The 16,471-nt window shown below is 34.6% G+C and carries 10 protein-coding genes; all 10 read right to left on the bottom strand.

Going from position 1 to position 16,471, the window contains the following annotated elements; translation table 11 throughout:
* Nucleotides 1-135 precede the first annotated feature (135 nt).
* The 10 genes from U0R11_RS13440 to U0R11_RS13395 all read right to left on the bottom strand — a co-directional run bounded on the left by U0R11_RS13440 (nt 136) and on the right by U0R11_RS13395 (nt 15,686).
* Entirely contained in the window at nt 136-1,143 is a 1,008-nt protein-coding gene (locus U0R11_RS13440; protein ID WP_406751728.1) for an IS110 family RNA-guided transposase, read from the bottom strand.
* Between the two features lie 619 nt (nt 1,144-1,762).
* On the bottom strand, nt 1,763-2,290 hold the full coding sequence (locus tag U0R11_RS13435) for a lipocalin family protein (RefSeq protein ID WP_406752322.1): 528 nt from the start codon (nt 2,288-2,290) through the stop codon (nt 1,763-1,765).
* A gap of 236 nt (nt 2,291-2,526) precedes the next feature.
* Nucleotides 2,527-3,690 carry a Fic family protein gene (locus tag U0R11_RS13430; RefSeq protein WP_406752320.1) on the bottom strand — a complete coding sequence of 388 codons (1,164 nt, stop codon included), beginning with the start codon at nt 3,688-3,690 and terminating at the stop codon, nt 2,527-2,529.
* 489 nt (nt 3,691-4,179) lie between these two features.
* On the bottom strand, nt 4,180-5,706 hold the full coding sequence (locus U0R11_RS13425) for a sulfatase family protein (RefSeq protein WP_406752318.1): 1,527 nt from the start codon (nt 5,704-5,706) through the stop codon (nt 4,180-4,182).
* Nucleotides 5,707-6,111: 405 nt separating this feature from the next.
* Nucleotides 6,112-7,494, bottom strand: coding sequence for a sulfatase family protein (locus U0R11_RS13420; RefSeq protein WP_406752316.1), 1,383 nt, complete (start codon nt 7,492-7,494; stop codon nt 6,112-6,114).
* A 3-nt stretch (nt 7,495-7,497) separates the two neighbouring features.
* On the bottom strand, nt 7,498-8,847 hold the full coding sequence (locus U0R11_RS13415) for a sulfatase family protein (RefSeq protein WP_406752314.1): 1,350 nt from the start codon (nt 8,845-8,847) through the stop codon (nt 7,498-7,500).
* A 147-nt stretch (nt 8,848-8,994) separates the two neighbouring features.
* Complete coding sequence (locus U0R11_RS13410; RefSeq protein WP_406752312.1) at nt 8,995-10,548, bottom strand: RagB/SusD family nutrient uptake outer membrane protein; 1,554 nt, start codon at nt 10,546-10,548, stop codon at nt 8,995-8,997.
* Between the two features lie 4 nt (nt 10,549-10,552).
* A complete protein-coding gene (locus U0R11_RS13405) occupies nt 10,553-13,927 on the bottom strand; it encodes a SusC/RagA family TonB-linked outer membrane protein (RefSeq protein WP_406752310.1) in 3,375 nt (1,124 codons plus the stop codon).
* A gap of 174 nt (nt 13,928-14,101) precedes the next feature.
* A complete protein-coding gene (locus U0R11_RS13400) occupies nt 14,102-15,112 on the bottom strand; it encodes a FecR family protein (protein ID WP_406752308.1) in 1,011 nt (336 codons plus the stop codon).
* 10 nt (nt 15,113-15,122) lie between these two features.
* On the bottom strand, nt 15,123-15,686 hold the full coding sequence (locus tag U0R11_RS13395; RefSeq protein ID WP_406752306.1) for an RNA polymerase sigma factor: 564 nt from the start codon (nt 15,684-15,686) through the stop codon (nt 15,123-15,125).
* Nucleotides 15,687-16,471 lie beyond the last annotated feature (785 nt).

Genomic DNA, 16,471 nt, shown 5'->3' with positions numbered 1-16,471 from the left:
GCTGTTCGATTTCTATGATTAAAACAAGTAGTTATCTATAAAAATATTAATATTTTTATTTTAGGGACTATCTCTGAATTGTATTTAGACCTTTGTAATGAATGAATCTTTAAAAGGTTTTCCTACTATTAGGTCTTATGCCACCGATTTATCATAGTCCTTTTGATACTTTCTGTTTTGAGCCACGCAAGTGAATATTCTTAAGATTAGCTTATTTCGTACAGCATTTAAAACTAGCATTTTATTCTTTTTCTCTTCGCTTACTTTTCTTTCATAATAATTTTTCAATTCTCCATTGCTTGTTATAGCGGATAGAGCCGACATGTGTAGGAGCTTTTTCATGGTTTTGTCTGCCAAATGCGAGACTCTACCTCTGCCTCTAAAAATACCTGATTCCCTTACAAAAGGAGCTACACCCGAATAACATGCAAACTTTTTGGGATTGCTGATGTCTTTAAATTCATTGGTAGTAATAAGTACTTGAACAGCTGTAACTGGACCAATACCGGTTACCGAAGTTATCAAGCTAAATAAACGATTGAGTTCTTCATCTGAAGCAATGATTTGATCAATAATTTTTTCGGTCCGTTTTAAACTTTCTTTAATGCTATCGATAGCCTTTTTGCACAATTGATTGGCTTGTTTTTGAAGGCTTTTGTCCATAAAATCTGCCCCCTCCTTTAGTGGAGTACTAAGCATTTTACAAGAGCTAATCAGGCGGGCTCGTAGCGTTGTATAATGCGACAATTGATTAATTACAGCTCTTTTAGGTTTCCAAAGACGAACTTCTTCTCGATTCTTATAAGCGTACTCGGCTATTCGAATCGCATCGACCTTATCGTTTTTCCCTCGCAGGTTACCCATGGAATTCTTTATTTGCAAAGCAGACTCCAACCAACAATTACCCTTGTTCTTGTGCAAATATGAAACTAATGGATTGTTATATATTCCTGTATGCTCCATACAAAATACAGCATCAGACAAACTGAAGTCTGGGAGTTTATTTAAATCCTTCATAAAACCACTTATGGCCTGGGCTGTGTTCGCCGTTTCTTTGTGGAATAAGAAGTTTTTACCATGCAATACAGCAAAGTCTAGTTCGTTTTTTGACACATCTATGCCAATGAAATAAGTAAATTCCATACCTTTATAAGGTTTATAATTGAAACAATAAACAAAGGTTTTAACAAGTTTTAAACACCACCAATACCTTAATAATGAGCCTGGATACTCTAATTTCTATTCGGTGCCAAAGTTTAAAACAGGCGACAGGGGATTGAATCGAACAATAGGCCCAAAACCTTGACATGTTCTTAATGCGCCCCTGTCGCTGTTAAATCTTAAAACAAAAGTGTTGATATTTTATTGAAATAATTCAATGGGTCAAAGCTAAAGGACATGTTCCGCAGGGTCATGTCGAATGACAGATAAAAGGGATTTGTAATCCCGTGATAATAGTATAGTTGGCTTCGAGAACCTCAGCCAAATGCGAGGGCCTTAGACAACTTTATCTGATGTTCAACATATTTCGAAGGTTCATGTCGAATGATAAATTAACTTGATTTGTAATCAAACCTGTTGATTGAAATATATCAAAGGATTTATTTTCCCTCAACATTCTAACATAAATCAAGTTTCAAACTGATGAATTGGAATCAAAGATTCCAAATATCTAAATTCGACATGCCTTTCAGAACATGTCGAATAGCTTTATTTTTTATTTTAGTCAGTGCTAGCAAATCAGAGAGCAGGTTAGTAAATTCTATAGCTTATCCAACCAAATTAAATCACTGGTTTTATACCCAATCTTCTCGGCTATTTGGATGTACTCCTTTTTGATATGTTCTGGGATAGTTTTTTTCCTAGATAAAATCCATAAATAAGAAAGCTTTTCTCCTGCTACCAAAGCATATTGGTAGTTGGAGTCGAGTGCCACTACATTATAACCACCAAAAAATGGACCAAAAAAAGAGACTTTCAGCATGCCGACGTTTTCCTTGCCCACGAACTTAGCTTTTCCAACCGATTCTTTCCATATTTTTTTATAGGGTTCATATCCCCTATTGACCACCTTGATGCTTCCATCTTCGTTCAAAGAATAATTGGCTGTTGTATTGATTAAATTTCGTTCAAAATAAAAATCCAATCGAGCCACCTCATACCATGTGCCCAGGTATTTTGACTTATCAAAATTCTCTACCGCCTTGGCTCCCTTCGGAATAGTAGAAGATGAACATGCGCCAAGGAGAATTGCAATGATCAAGGATAATAAGAGGTTGTAATACTTCATCTAAAATTATTTAACAGTTTTCTCGTACTCATTGATTGAACATTTGATTCCTAATAATGTTTTACATGGATTTTTAAGAAAAACTCATATAAGCCACTAAGCTGATTAAAAACTCCATTTAGAGCAATTCAACAACGGTGATCACTATACATTGGCCGCAAATTCAGTAGAACGAAATGTGGTATATATCCCCAAATCACAAACTGCTTTGCATGCTTGAAAAATGTTTCTAACAACTATTCATCATCTTTCATAGGCAGAAAACCTTTGTCTCCTAAAAGCTTGATGATACTTCGAAATATATAACTATTATCAAACCTCAATACATACTTACGTGCACCTTCTTTCTCTTGAATCAACATTTTACGCTCTATTAATTTCCTTATTTGTCTAGAAATTTCCGAATCGGCCTTACCTGGAAAAATATCTTTAATATCCGAAGCGGCGATAACTTGTTTTTCAACAGCTCGTTTAAGTATTTTAGCCTCTAAATCTGTGATGTACTTTTTCTCCAAAGACAAATTGATAGACGGCAACAAAATTTCTTTACGTAGAAATATATAATCAGATAGTTTATCAATTTTTTCTATTTCCTCTTTCAGTCCCTTCAAAACATACTCAATCCATGATATCATGCCTGATTCAGTACCATTATCTGCATCAGATAAAAAGTTATAGTAATCATTTCGATTACTACAAAATACAGCAGTTGGGTTTATAATTCGTCCAACATTAACGTTAAATCCAGCTTTTACAAGCATGGCATAAGTAAACAAACGAACAGTCCTACCATTACCATTCTGAAAGGGGTGAATCCATACAAATCGATGGTGAGCAATGGCCGTTTTTAATAAATCATATTTAGGACTATCCTCCTTATTGACAAAATCGAGCAGTTCTTGCATATAATCATGAACACTCAACCATTCTGGAGGCTTATGTAACGATTTACTTATATCGAGATTCACTTGACGATATTCTCCAGGAGTAGTGTCTCCTTCTCCATTCGGTGGTGGCAAAAGATCACCAACAATCATCTTATGCATTTCACTTATAAATGCTCTATTAATAGGATAAGCCATTATATTCTGTTCGACAAATGCCATTGCTCTCTCTATATTCTGAATTTCCTTAATACTTTCAGAAACGTTTTTCCTATCCGATATTTTTGTTTCAATATATTCAGCAATCGTCGTATTATTACCCTCAATTCTTGCGGATCCAATACTTTCTAATGTTTGAAAAATATGTTTCAACTGAAAGAATACCTTTGGGTGAGTTGAGCCTCCCAATTGCATCTTTCGTAAATAATCCAATTCGATGATTAAATCAGTTATGGTTGAATCAAAAGATGGTTCAATCAATTTTAAATCAAAGTGACTAAATGTTGCCTCAGACATTTGCAATAAATTATTTAAATAATTAACATATACTATTATAAACAATTAAAAAAAATTGTACATTAAAACCTATAAATCAACATGTTACAAATATATAATATATTTAAACATTTAACACAATTCAATTTAACAATTAACAATTTATAATTTTAGATTAAACAAGACATTTGTTTATCGAACATACCAGAGGTCATCAAAATTCCTTTGCCAAAGTCCTCGGGCAGTATGAAGTGCTAATAATGTGTATCGATTTTAATCTCACTTTTTCGACCTATTCCCCTTGGAATATTTAATCTGAATCGAACGATTTAGGCCTGGGTCCATCTTCCCAATTATTTTAATGGATTCATCCAACTTCGGTTCCTTAGAACCTTTAAATTGAATATCATAAAAGGATGAATGAAAAGAATACTCTTTATTGAATACAAAGAGATAGTTGTTTTAAGGACACTATCCTCTTTTTGAAACCCCCTAATGAACTACAATTTGCTAGTTTTTCTTATTTTTTATCCCTCGTAAAATTTCCAATAATTCCTTTACCAATTCAAGGTGCTGACTAGCTACATTGTTCTTTTCACCTATGTCCAATTTAAGGTTGTAAAGCTGTGGTAAAGTGCTATTAGCTAATTCAATATTAACCAGTTTATTGATAGAAGGTCCTGCATTCGGTTCAATGTATTTCCACTCTCCCTGAACAATAGCCACCGAATTCATACCTTGTTTTACGAGCACTTTTCTACCTTCCAAACTTTTCCCTAGCAATGCATTCAACATATCCTCACTATCAGATGCTTCGCTCGCAGGTAATTTTTTATTAAAAAAATTAGCAAAAGAAGCAACGAAATCGATTTGGCATACCAAGGCATCGGAGACCTGTGGTTTAATTTTTGCTGGCCAGTGAATCAGCATGGGCACTCTTGCACCTGCTTCATAAGTGCTATATTTTCCTCCACGAAGCACACCCCAAGGCTTATGTCCATTTAGCTGGGTAACTGCTCCATCCTGATAACCATCATCCAGTACAGGGCCATTGTCGCTCGAAAAAATAATCATTGTATTATTCGCAATACCTAGGTGCTTTAATTGACTCATAATTTCACCAACAGTCCAGTCTAATTGCAAAATAGCATCACCTCTTAATCCCATTCCACTTTTACCCTTAAACATAGTAGAAGGCATACGAGGCACATGCGGTTCGGTTAATGCATAAAACAAAAAGAAAGGATTAGCCTTATTCGTTTCAATAAATTCTTTTGCCTTGGTTAAAAAAGTAAGGGGCATTTCTTCATCGGTCCAGCGTGCTAATTTCCCTCCACGCATGTAGCCTATTCTACCTATTCCATTCACGATGGTATTATTATGCCCATGGTTAGGAGAGGATTGGATTTTTAGCAATTCTGATTGTTCTAAACCTGTAGGATCGTTACCAATTTTATGTTCATAATTTACTTCGATGGGATCAGTTGTATCCAGCGCTACCACGTAATGATTTTCAACAAAAACCGAGGGCACCCTATCTGCCGTAGCAGGAAAAATGAATGAATAATGAAAGCCCACCTCATTGGGTCCTGGTGCAATTTTTTGATTCCAGTTTTTTTGAACTGTATTACCTAGTCCAAGATGCCATTTACCGACCAATCCAGTTTTGTAGCCAACTTGTTGAAATAAGGAAGGCAACGTTATTTTATCGGTAGGAATAATTAATGCCGCATCACCTGGCAAAATCCCTGTTCCCGATTTACGCCAAGGATACTGACCCGTCATTAAGGCATAACGTGAAGGCGTACATGTTGCGGAAGTTGCATGTGCATTCGTAAAACGTATTCCACTATTTGCCAGTTTGTCAAGATTAGGGGTTTTGATTTTTGTAGCACCATAACTACTCAAATCGCCATACCCCAAATCATCTACATAAATGAACACGACATTGGGACGGTTTGTATTTTTTTGTGAATAAGTCTTACTGGCAAAAAGCAAATTGATTGAAAGAAATAAGTAGTATCTAAAACCCATCATGCATATTTTTATTGAACAGGTATAATTCCGTTTGGTCAGTCCACGAAAAGAAAATACCACTGAGTGGCCCTTCTTTCCAGATAACAATTACCCTGTAAAATAATAAATTACCAGCATATTAAGCATCCACATGCAATAAATGCTTAAGCTAAACAAAGAAATCCGATTTGATTGTTACCTATTTATTGATGAATTCATCTAATATCTGATTTAGAAATAATCCTTTTTTTTCTGCTTACGGTAAACTTGGAAGCTAAACTATCTCGTTTACCTTGTAATACCAATCGCCTATTGGGGATGATTACTTTACAGGAAGTCATATTTTTCGGATCGGGGCAATTTTGTACCCCATTTATGTCAAAATAATAAAATAGGCTAATACAAAGTAAGGTCAAATATTTCATGTTAATCTTCCAAGTTATTTTTGACCGCTTTAACAGAGGCCTTATGCTTCATAACCAGTTCATTGATTTCCCCAATGATCTTCTCATTATTTTTTGAAATATCATATTGCTCAGAAGGGTCAATGGATAAATTAAATAAAACGGGCTTTTCCAATTTTTCAATTTTTTCAGGATATCCAATGGGGTTATTTTTTAGGTAATACAACTTGTAATCTCCTAACCTAGCAGCAAATAAATCGGTAGCATGATAAAAAAACATCTCATTTCTAGGATTAATATCTTTATTATGTACCATCAGAGGGCTCAAATCATAGCCATCAGTTACCACATTTTGGGGGATGGAAATATTGGCTATACTACACAAGGTGGGTAATAAATCTAGCGTACTTCCCATCTTCATCTCAACTTTGGGTTGTAAGTTTTTAGGGGACCAGATGATAAAAGGAACACGCATCCCTCCTTCATAACTTGTTCCTTTTGCGCCAAATAACAAGCCCGACGAACCTCCTTGTTCTTTAAATAATTTCCAAGGACCATTGTCAGAGGTAAATATCACATAGGTATTTTCATCTATATGTAAATCTTTCAAGGATTTTAGAACTTGTCCTACGCTCCAATCCAATTCTTCTATTACATCTCCATAAAGTCCACGCTTACTTTTTCCTTTAAAATCTTCACCTGCAAAAAGGGGCATATGGGGCATTGAATGAGCCAAATACAGAAAAAATGGTTTGTCTTTATTCTTCTTAATGAAGGCAATCGACTCTTCGGTATAACGTTTTGTAATCTTATTTTGATCAGCAGGCCGTTCTATTATTTCTGAGTTCCTCATCAATGGAACATTATAATCCTCTATTTTAGGGTTAAACATACTTTCATATGTCAGGCCCTTTGCCCTATCCATATCATTGGAATATGGGATTCCAAAATAATAGTCAAAACCATTGTTATTCGGTGCGAATTGAGGTAGATGCCCTAAATGCCATTTACCGACTAAAGCTGTTTGGTACTTGTTCATTTTTAATATTTCTGCTATTGTTAGCTCTGATTCAGGAAGTCCACCCTTTGAATCAGGAAACAACACGCGTCGCTTATAGCTTTCCATACCCATTCGAACAGGTAATTTTCCTGTCATTAAAGCCGCTCGAGAAGGGGTACAAACATTGGAGGCCACATAAAAGTTAGTCCATTTCTGTCCTTCAGAGGCCATGCGGTCTAAATTTGGCGTTTGAATAACAGGATTCCCAAATGTTCCAATATCTCCATATCCTAAATCATCGGTGTAAATGATAATGAAATTAGGTTTACGATTTTTAATAGGCTTAGAAATTGCCTCAAAGCTCAATAAAACCAAAAAGGTATATATAACAAATTTAAGTTTCATAATCTATCTATTTACAGGTTTTTGCCAAGGAGTACTTCCTCCCCGTTGAATGTAAGTCATTAATATCGTGTTCAATTTTTTCACAATTTCAGGATTGGTGTTAACCAAATTATTTTTCTCCAATGGATCATTTTTCAAATCATATAATTCATACGGTTGAAAGGGAGAATTTTGTAATAATTTCCATTGACCTAATCGCAAGGCATGATATGCTTTACCTCCATAAAGAATTCCTCCCTCCCTTCGGGTAAAATAAATAGGTCGTTCAATGGATTCATCTGATTTATTCAAAAGTGTTTTGGCAAAACTTCTTCCTTCAATCCTATGATCCATTTTTCCTCCAACTAAGTCCATAATAGTTGGGAAAATGTCCATCGACAAATTAACCACATTAGAATTTGATCCTTTAGGAATTCTTAATGGCCATGAAATTACCGTGGGAACTCGAAGGCCACCTTCATACATACTTTGTTTACCATCTCTAAGTCCTCCATTATTGGCTAAATCAGGCAAATGGCCACCATTGTCAGAGGTAAAAACGATTATGGTATTTTCATACTGACCAGATTGCTTCAATGCATCAATTACTTTCCCAATTCCATCATCTAGGTGCTCAATAAAGGCGACTAATTTGGCTCTTTTTTCGCTTATCCCAGGATTTTTAAGTAGTACTTTATCCAACCATTCCTTAGGAGGTTGTACGGGAAAATGTGGAGCATTATAGGCTAGATAAAGAAAAAATGGTTGTTTACTTTTGGCTTGTTGATGAATATAATCCACAGACCATTGTGTAAATAAATCTGTCGCATGCCCAACTGGCTCAATTTTATTCGTATTCAAACGCATAAAATTTTTACCATGCCTAAGATGCGTCCAATAATCATCCATCATATCTTCTAACCAACCATGGAAATAATCGAATCCCTTTTCATTGGGAAGGTTAGGAGACTCTAAACCCAAATTCCATTTACCGATGTGGGCTGTATGGTAATTCAGCTTTTTTAAAGCGGAAGGCAACAAAATGGTACGTGGATCTAGATACCCCCAACTATTTTCAGGGTGAGAACGAATTAAACCAGGAACCCCAACGAAATCAGGATATCTTCCCGACATTAAGGAGGCTCTTGTTGGTGCACATACAGGAGAATTAGCATAAAAATAATCCAATCTCATTCCATCCTCTCGAAGCTTATCAATATTGGGAGTATTCAGATCCTTGGTGTTATAATAGGAAACATCATGATACCCTTGATCATCGGTAAGTATTATAAGTACGTTTGGTTTTTTATGCTGACCTAATAAGCTTACTCCTGTTAGCAAGCTCAACAAAATGACAAAAAAACTTTTTTTCACGTGTATTTAAGTTTAAAATACCCTAAATAAAATTCAATTATTTTCACAAACTTGCTACGTTGATTTTATAAAATTGGGAAGGTCAGTTCGACACTTCCCAATTAATTGCACTATCAACTAACACTTAATTTCTATTGAAGGATCAAATTACCACTTGGGGTTTTGAACTAATTTGGGATTAAGAGACAATTCACTTACTGGAATTGGCAATAAATTATAATAGTCTAGATAACCATTCGGAAATTTTGTTTCAATTACCCCACCCAAATGGTCTTTTATTACGACAGGATAGATATCCTTTCCTATATTCCATCGTTTAATATCAGACCAGTATAATCCTTCTAAGGCAAATTCAATTCTTCTTTCCTTTCTCAATCGTATTCTGGCTTCTGATTGAGATAATCCCGTGGGAATAGACGTAATTTTCACGTCTTTTCTTTCCGTCCGAATCCGATTAATGATTCCAATAGCTTCATCCATATTTTTATTCAATTCAATTAATGCCTCCGCTTTTGCCAACAATACATCTGCATACCTTAATACGATATTATTGATGGCAGATTGACCTGAAGTCGGCAAATTAGCCAGTTGATTTTCACGGTATTTGCGGGCACTTAAATGCTTTAAACGATTTCCTGGATGATTGAATGCTCCTCCTGGATATAGGTAGTTTGGAAATCTAAATCCTAAAATATAGGATCCAGGAATAACAACGGTAAACTCTAAACGGGGATCCCTATTTTTAAATTTATTGGCATTATCCACCGGACTTCCGTCAATTGTCTCATAGGCATCCACTAAATTATCGGTGGGAACATACCTTGATCCACGCGTAAAACTACCTGTTCCCGTACCACAAAACTGATCGTGAAATGAGCCTTGCGAATTCTCTCCAGATATATATTGTACATCAAATAGTACTTCTGAATTATTCTCATTTTCTTGCTTAAATAATCCTTCGTAGGAGGGGAATAAAGCATACTTATTCAAAGCTTCTATTTGTTGAGAAACCTCAAGGACCTTTTCGTAATTATTTTGATACAAATAGGCTCTCATTTTTAAACCCAAAGCAGCACCTTTATCTGCTCTTCCAATTTCTGGAGCTTTTATTCCTAAATTTTGTATAGCTACATCATAATCTGCAATGACCTGATTCCATGTGGCTTCTTTAGTCGCTCTAGGTATTTCCCTTGCTTCATCGGTTGTCAAAGAAGCATTGGCAATTGGAACTCCACCATAAGCATCAGCCAATAAAGAATATGCCAACCCTCTCAAAAAATGAGCTTCTCCCTTGTATATATTTTTAGCCGCATCGGGTAATTTAACTTGTTCCAAAGCCTTCAAAAGGTAATTCGCTCTAAAAATAATGGCATAGCATCTCGTCCATCTAAATGTAATAATATCGGCATCCGTCGCAGACAATTGTCCATTCCCCAATTTAGTGATTGGGAAATTGCCCCAATTAAATGCATTCGGAGTTGCTCCATCTAACACTCCAAATCCAAATAAGCCTTCGTTATAAATAGCAGACTCTCTTAGCAAAGCATAAACTCCATTTAAGGTGAGTTTAATATCGGCTTCATTTTGTGGAAAATTCGCCGTTGTAATCTTATCTTCTGGAAATATTTCCAAATATTGGTCAGAGCAACTTGTGCAAAAACTCAATAAAACTATGCTGATATATAAAAGTATATTTTTCATCATCTTAGAAGTTTAAATTAACGCCCAAAGTCACAATCCTTGGAACCGGGTATTGATTAGTGCTTGAATCAAACGTATTTTTTTCTGGATCGTATCCGTCAAAATCTTGATTCACTAGGGTATACACATTTTGCGCATTTATGTAGATATATGCTTTCTTTAACCCATATTTATTGGATACTTTCTCGGGTACACTGTAACCAAGTTGTATATTTTTCAACTTAACAAAATCCACTTTATTTACCCAAAAAGAAGATTGAGAACTATTCCATGAATTATCAAATCTGGCCATAGGAATATGGGTATTTGTATTTGTTGGTGTCCAAGAATTCAACCAACGTTCACCTATCACTCTATTCTCATAAGTTAGATTGGTGAAATTATTTTGATTGAACATGTTCACTCCCAAAATTCCTTGCATGAGTATATTCAGATCAAACCCTTTGAACTTGAAAGAGGGAGAAATACCAAATGTCACTTTAGGAATCGTGTTTCCTATGGATTGTTTATCCTCAAAACCCAATTTCCCATCTCCATTGATATCTTCAAATTTCAAATTACCTGCCTTGGGTTTAAAACCATTGGCAAACATGTGCTCAGATGCTTCTTTGTCTGATTGGTATATACCAACTACTTTATAACCATACAATTCCCTGAATGAATAACCCTCTCGGATTAAGTACAATTGGTCAGGTGATCTAGAAGTCCCAAACTTCGTTACCATGTTATTGATATACGTGGCGTTCAATCCAACACTAAAATTGAGCTTATCTCGATCTGAAACTTGATTATTATAGTTTATAATAATTTCAACTCCATTATTCGTCATCTCACCTTTATTTTCAAAGGGCGAATTCAAACCCCCTAATACCAATGGAATGGGTAATTGAACTAAAATATCTTGTGTTTTTTTAGTAAAATAATCTGCCTCAACCGATATCTTATTTTTAAAGAAAGACATCTCCAAACCAATATCAGTGGTAGCGGTTTTTTCCCAAGTTATATTCTCATCAATTAAGTTAGTGATGGCTGCGCCTGGAGCTAATTTGCCTCCATAATTGTAACTCAACGCATTATTTTGATTTATTATAGTCAGGTATGGCCAGTAATCCGAGATATTTTGATTGCCTAATCGACCCCAAGAAGCCCTGATCTTTAAGTTTGAAATCACATCTGAGTTCTTTAAGAAATCCTCATCGGACACCCTCCATCCAGCTGAAAAGCCGGGAAAATATCCCCATCTATTTCCCTCTTTAAACCTAGATGAAGCATCCGCTCTAAAATTAGCTTCAAATAAATATTTTTGATTGAAGGCATAATTTAACCTTCCAAAATAGGATAGAATACGTAATGCGTTCATATTACCTGATCCCTGTATACCTGAGGTTCCAGCGTCTACTTGGGTTAATCCCTCCTTGGGAGGACTGCTACGCCGAGCATATAATGTTTGTATTTTATTTGATTCAATTTGAGTTCCTGCAATTACAGCCACGTCATGAACTTGATTAAAATTCTTAGAATAATTGATAGTAGAGAATAAATTGGTATTAAATCCCGAGATGTTTCCTCTATTAATTTCTAAACCTTCCCGATTAAAATTCTTAGTAATTGTTTCGATACCAGAATCTGTATAACCAAAAACACTCGAATTATATCGATCTACTAAATTCCATGTGCCATTGGCTGCAAAGGTTGTTTTTAGTGACAAATGCTTGGTAAAATTCACTTCGGCTGTTGCATTGATTGAAAGTAAATTTTCTTGTGTAGAGGTTTGACCGTTAGCTGCATCAATTAATGGATTTCGATTATCATAAAGTAAAGCTCCATTCTTATCAGCTACTTGAACAGAACCAAATCGACCATCTCGTGTAAAAGGTGCAATAAAAGGTGCAGCACCACTTAGCATATCAAAAACTCGTCCAAGTGAACCATAAGTAATATCCGCATAAGGCTCTTTAGATAATCTATTGATATAACTAACTCGCCCACTTATTTTCAACCAATTATTAATTTTTGAATCTAGATTAGCTCTTAGACTAAATCTTTGTGAATTGGTATTTGCAACCATTCCCTCTTGGTTCAAATAATTAAATGACAAAAAAGTGGAAGTTTGTGCCGATCCACCTCGAATTGACACATTGTGTTCTTGTATTTTCGCAGGCTTAAATAATTCAGAAAACCAATTCGTATTGGGATATTTAAATGAATCGGTCCCTGTTTTAAATGCATTAATTAAATCTGATGAATACAAAGGACTCGCACCATCATTAACTAAGGCCTGATTGCTCAATTCCATATTTTGAGCACTATTATTTATTGTTTTATATCGCATCCCTAAGGTTTGAACACCAACATAGGAATTTACATTAACTTGCATTTTCTCATTATTCTTACCCATTTTGGTCGTAATCAATACTACGCCATTAGCTGCTTTTGATCCGAAAATGGCCGCACTAGCTGCATCTTTCAAAACCGAAATAGATTCAATATCCGAAGGATTTAACTGCTCAAATGTTCCCTCCACACCATCTACTATGATCAATGGATTGGCATTATTTAAAGTCCCCCACCCTCGCACGCGTATCTGAGAACCATCACTTCCAGGCTTTCCAGAATTTTGACTTACCCAAACTCCCGAGGCTGTTCCTCCTAAGGCTTGCGAGGAGTTAGTTAAAGGCCTATTATTAATTTTTTCATCAAATTTTATGGTAGAAATGGAACCTGTTAAATTAACTTTTTGAGTACTTCCATATCCTACAACTACGACCTCATCTAATGCTGTAACATCAGGTTTTAATGATATCTCCAATTGTAATTTATCTCTTACTCCAATTTCTTGACTTAAATAACCAACAAAGGAGAACAAAAGGATAGTATTTTCATCCGTGATGTTGATTGTAAAGTTTCCATTGGAATCCGATTGTGTTCCTTTAGTAGTTCCTTTGACACTAATATTCACACCTGGCATTCCTTGTCCCGTTTCATCTTTTACTTTTCCTGATATAGCCCTTTCTGCCAATTGACGTATATTCAAAGATGGAACTTGGGAGCCTTCATCTTGATTATTTCGAAGAATAATTCTATTTTCTTTAATTAGATACTCGACTGACAATGGACCTAACAATTCTTGTAATACCCAATCGAGCCTTTTTTTATTTACATTAATATTGACCTTTTGTAACATATTGATGTTACTCGAACTATAGACAAATTTCACTTTGGCTTGCTTTTCTAATTGGTTCAGTACTTTTTTAATTTCTACACTTTCCATTTGTAAGGATACCAGCTGACTTAAGTCTAATTGACTAAAAGCAGGGTGTGCGTATGAAAAAGTGCAAAAAACTAAACTAATAACTAATTGCTGGAAGGAAATTTTCATAGTAATCCAAAGTAGTTTTGGAAACAGATGTGATTTGTTCATACTTTTACGTAGTTAAGATTTTACGATCATTAGCTATTTCTATTATTCTTTAATAGAAATAAGGGCCGGGGATGCGCCAACATCTTCGGCTCATTTTTTTCTGTGTTTAAGAACTGTTCATAATATTATGTTTTAATTACACGACTTACCATTAATAAAGATCGTAGAACCTCTAATTTCAAACTTGGCATTAACAGAGGAGCAAGCCAATTCAAGCTGCTTGTACAAATTCAATCCCCATAAATCCCCAGTAAACAAACACTTTTCTATTTCTTTATTCACAAATATGATATCAACTCCATAGTAGTATTTGAATCGATCTTTTAATGCTCCAAATTGAATTTCATCAAAAATAAAATCTGATTTTTGTAGACCTGGAACGATTAAAATTGGTTCCTCAACAATGCTTTCTTGAATTGTTTGATTTTCTACATTGTATACGGCTTTCAAATTTGGAGTTAAAACCACCCCATTCAATTTTCGAAGACTTTCATCTTTAGATTTCAGATAGACAGATACCTTTCCGCTTAATACAGCTACTTCAATGGATTTAGTCCTGTTATCTAATCCCACCTTAAAGCTTGTCCCTAAAACTTCGGTAACCAAATCTCCCATTCGAACTAAAAATGGTTTTTTCTCATTTCTAGCGACTTTAAAATACCCTTTCCCTTTTAAAAATACGGTCCTGTTCAATTTCCCAAAATCTTCTGAAACGAGTAAGCTGGAATTCTTTTCCAAAATTACCGTACTACCATCTGGAAGTTGAAGTTTTTGATTGTTGTTAGACCTATTTCGAGTCTCTAAACCATTACTTTCCAGGACAGAGTTTTGAAATAATTCAGGGTATTTTATGTAAATAGAAATACTACATATTAAGAACAAACTTGCAGCCAGAGAAATTTTAAGTAGACCTGACAAGTGAATAAATCTAAATTTTTTCTCTTTTTGGAAAATCGTTGCACTCATTTTATTCCAAAGCCTATCCTCTTCTTCTTGAATAACTTTTTCATCAAATAAGTGATTTAGATCAGCATGAATATTTAGACTATCAGATGTTATGCTCTCCAACAAAGCCTTTTCCTCTGGAGTACAATTTCCCTCTTCATATTTATGCAATAAATGATCAAATTCGTGCGTCTTCATAAAATTCATGTTAATTAGCGGAGTAAAAATTTCTAAAGTTCTTCTTCAAAAACTTCATCGATTTAGTTAAATGATATTCTACAGCTTTCTCAGACAATGCTAATTGAGAAGCTATAAGTTTCACTGGAATTTCATCGATTTTACTCATTCTAAAAATTAAGGCAGTTTTCTCAGGCATTTTTTGTAATAAGATATTTAACCTTTTATCAAATTCTTCTGAATATATCATATCATCAGAAGCGCTAGTTTCATGAATTTGATTCAACAATTGAAACTCTCTGTATCTTCTAATCGTCATTTGACTTCGAATGGATTTATTAATTAAATTCCGACTAGAAATAAATAGGTAAATTTTCAAGTTTTCAATTTTGAGCTCCTCCCTCCTATTCCACAAACTAAGCATTAGGTCGTGCAGAATTTCTTCCGAGTCCTCTTTTGATCCTAAATTATGGTAAACAAATCCGTACACTGACTTCCAATATCTTCTATAAATCACCTCAAAAGCCTTATGATCTCCTTTTTGGAGGAGTATCAATAATGCTTCATCGGTTAATTGACTTAAAACTTCTGACATGGGATTTTTACCAATTTTGACTAAGGTTCCACTCGAATCGAAAACCCCTAAATATTTTTATATTTATTTATTAAATAATTACAAAACTTTCATATTACCTCTCAAAGTAGTCGCTAGAATAGTTTAAAAAGAAGTAAAAATAGTTTAGGAAGGGAATAGACATCAAAGCGAAAAGCTAAGTTAAAATGTCCATATTTAATAAATTATATACCAATAATTAAAAATTCGAAGGAGTATGTAGACGGTAGCTTGATGATACATATCAAATAAAACTATTTTTGATAGTAATGATTATTCTGACTCAAAAGTCCTTCCTTTTTGATAAAATATATGACCCATATTTCCATTGAAATAAAGACAAAAATTATCACAAATTTAAAAACTGATGTTAATAAAATGATGAATAAGCGAACACATACACCCGACATAAATCTAATTAGAATGAATCGAATTCAACCAAGGGTTGATTTACATATGGTCGATTAATTTACGTTTTATGTTTTCTAAAGCCCCTCTTTTCATAAAAACCAATTATATTGATTTTTATGCGTATTGGGAATATACAAAGTCTAGCCCATGTGGGACTATGTTCTACCATTGAAAGTCGAATCATATTGCAATACCCCTCCAGAATGGATTAGTTATTTTAGAATGAACACCAAAAAAAATAGCCTATTTGAATTTGATTGTAAATAAAATGATACATTTAACTCAATGATATCAAACTTCTTTTGATGATATTATACTTAAAATGACCCATTGCACAAAGAATTCTATCTAATTCG

Source organism: Aquirufa salirivi (assembly GCF_045310485.1).
GTDB lineage: Bacteria > Bacteroidota > Bacteroidia > Cytophagales > Spirosomataceae > Aquirufa > Aquirufa salirivi.
The sequence above is the reverse complement of the archived record's forward strand: the minus strand, read 5'-3'. Positions and strand labels throughout refer to the sequence as shown.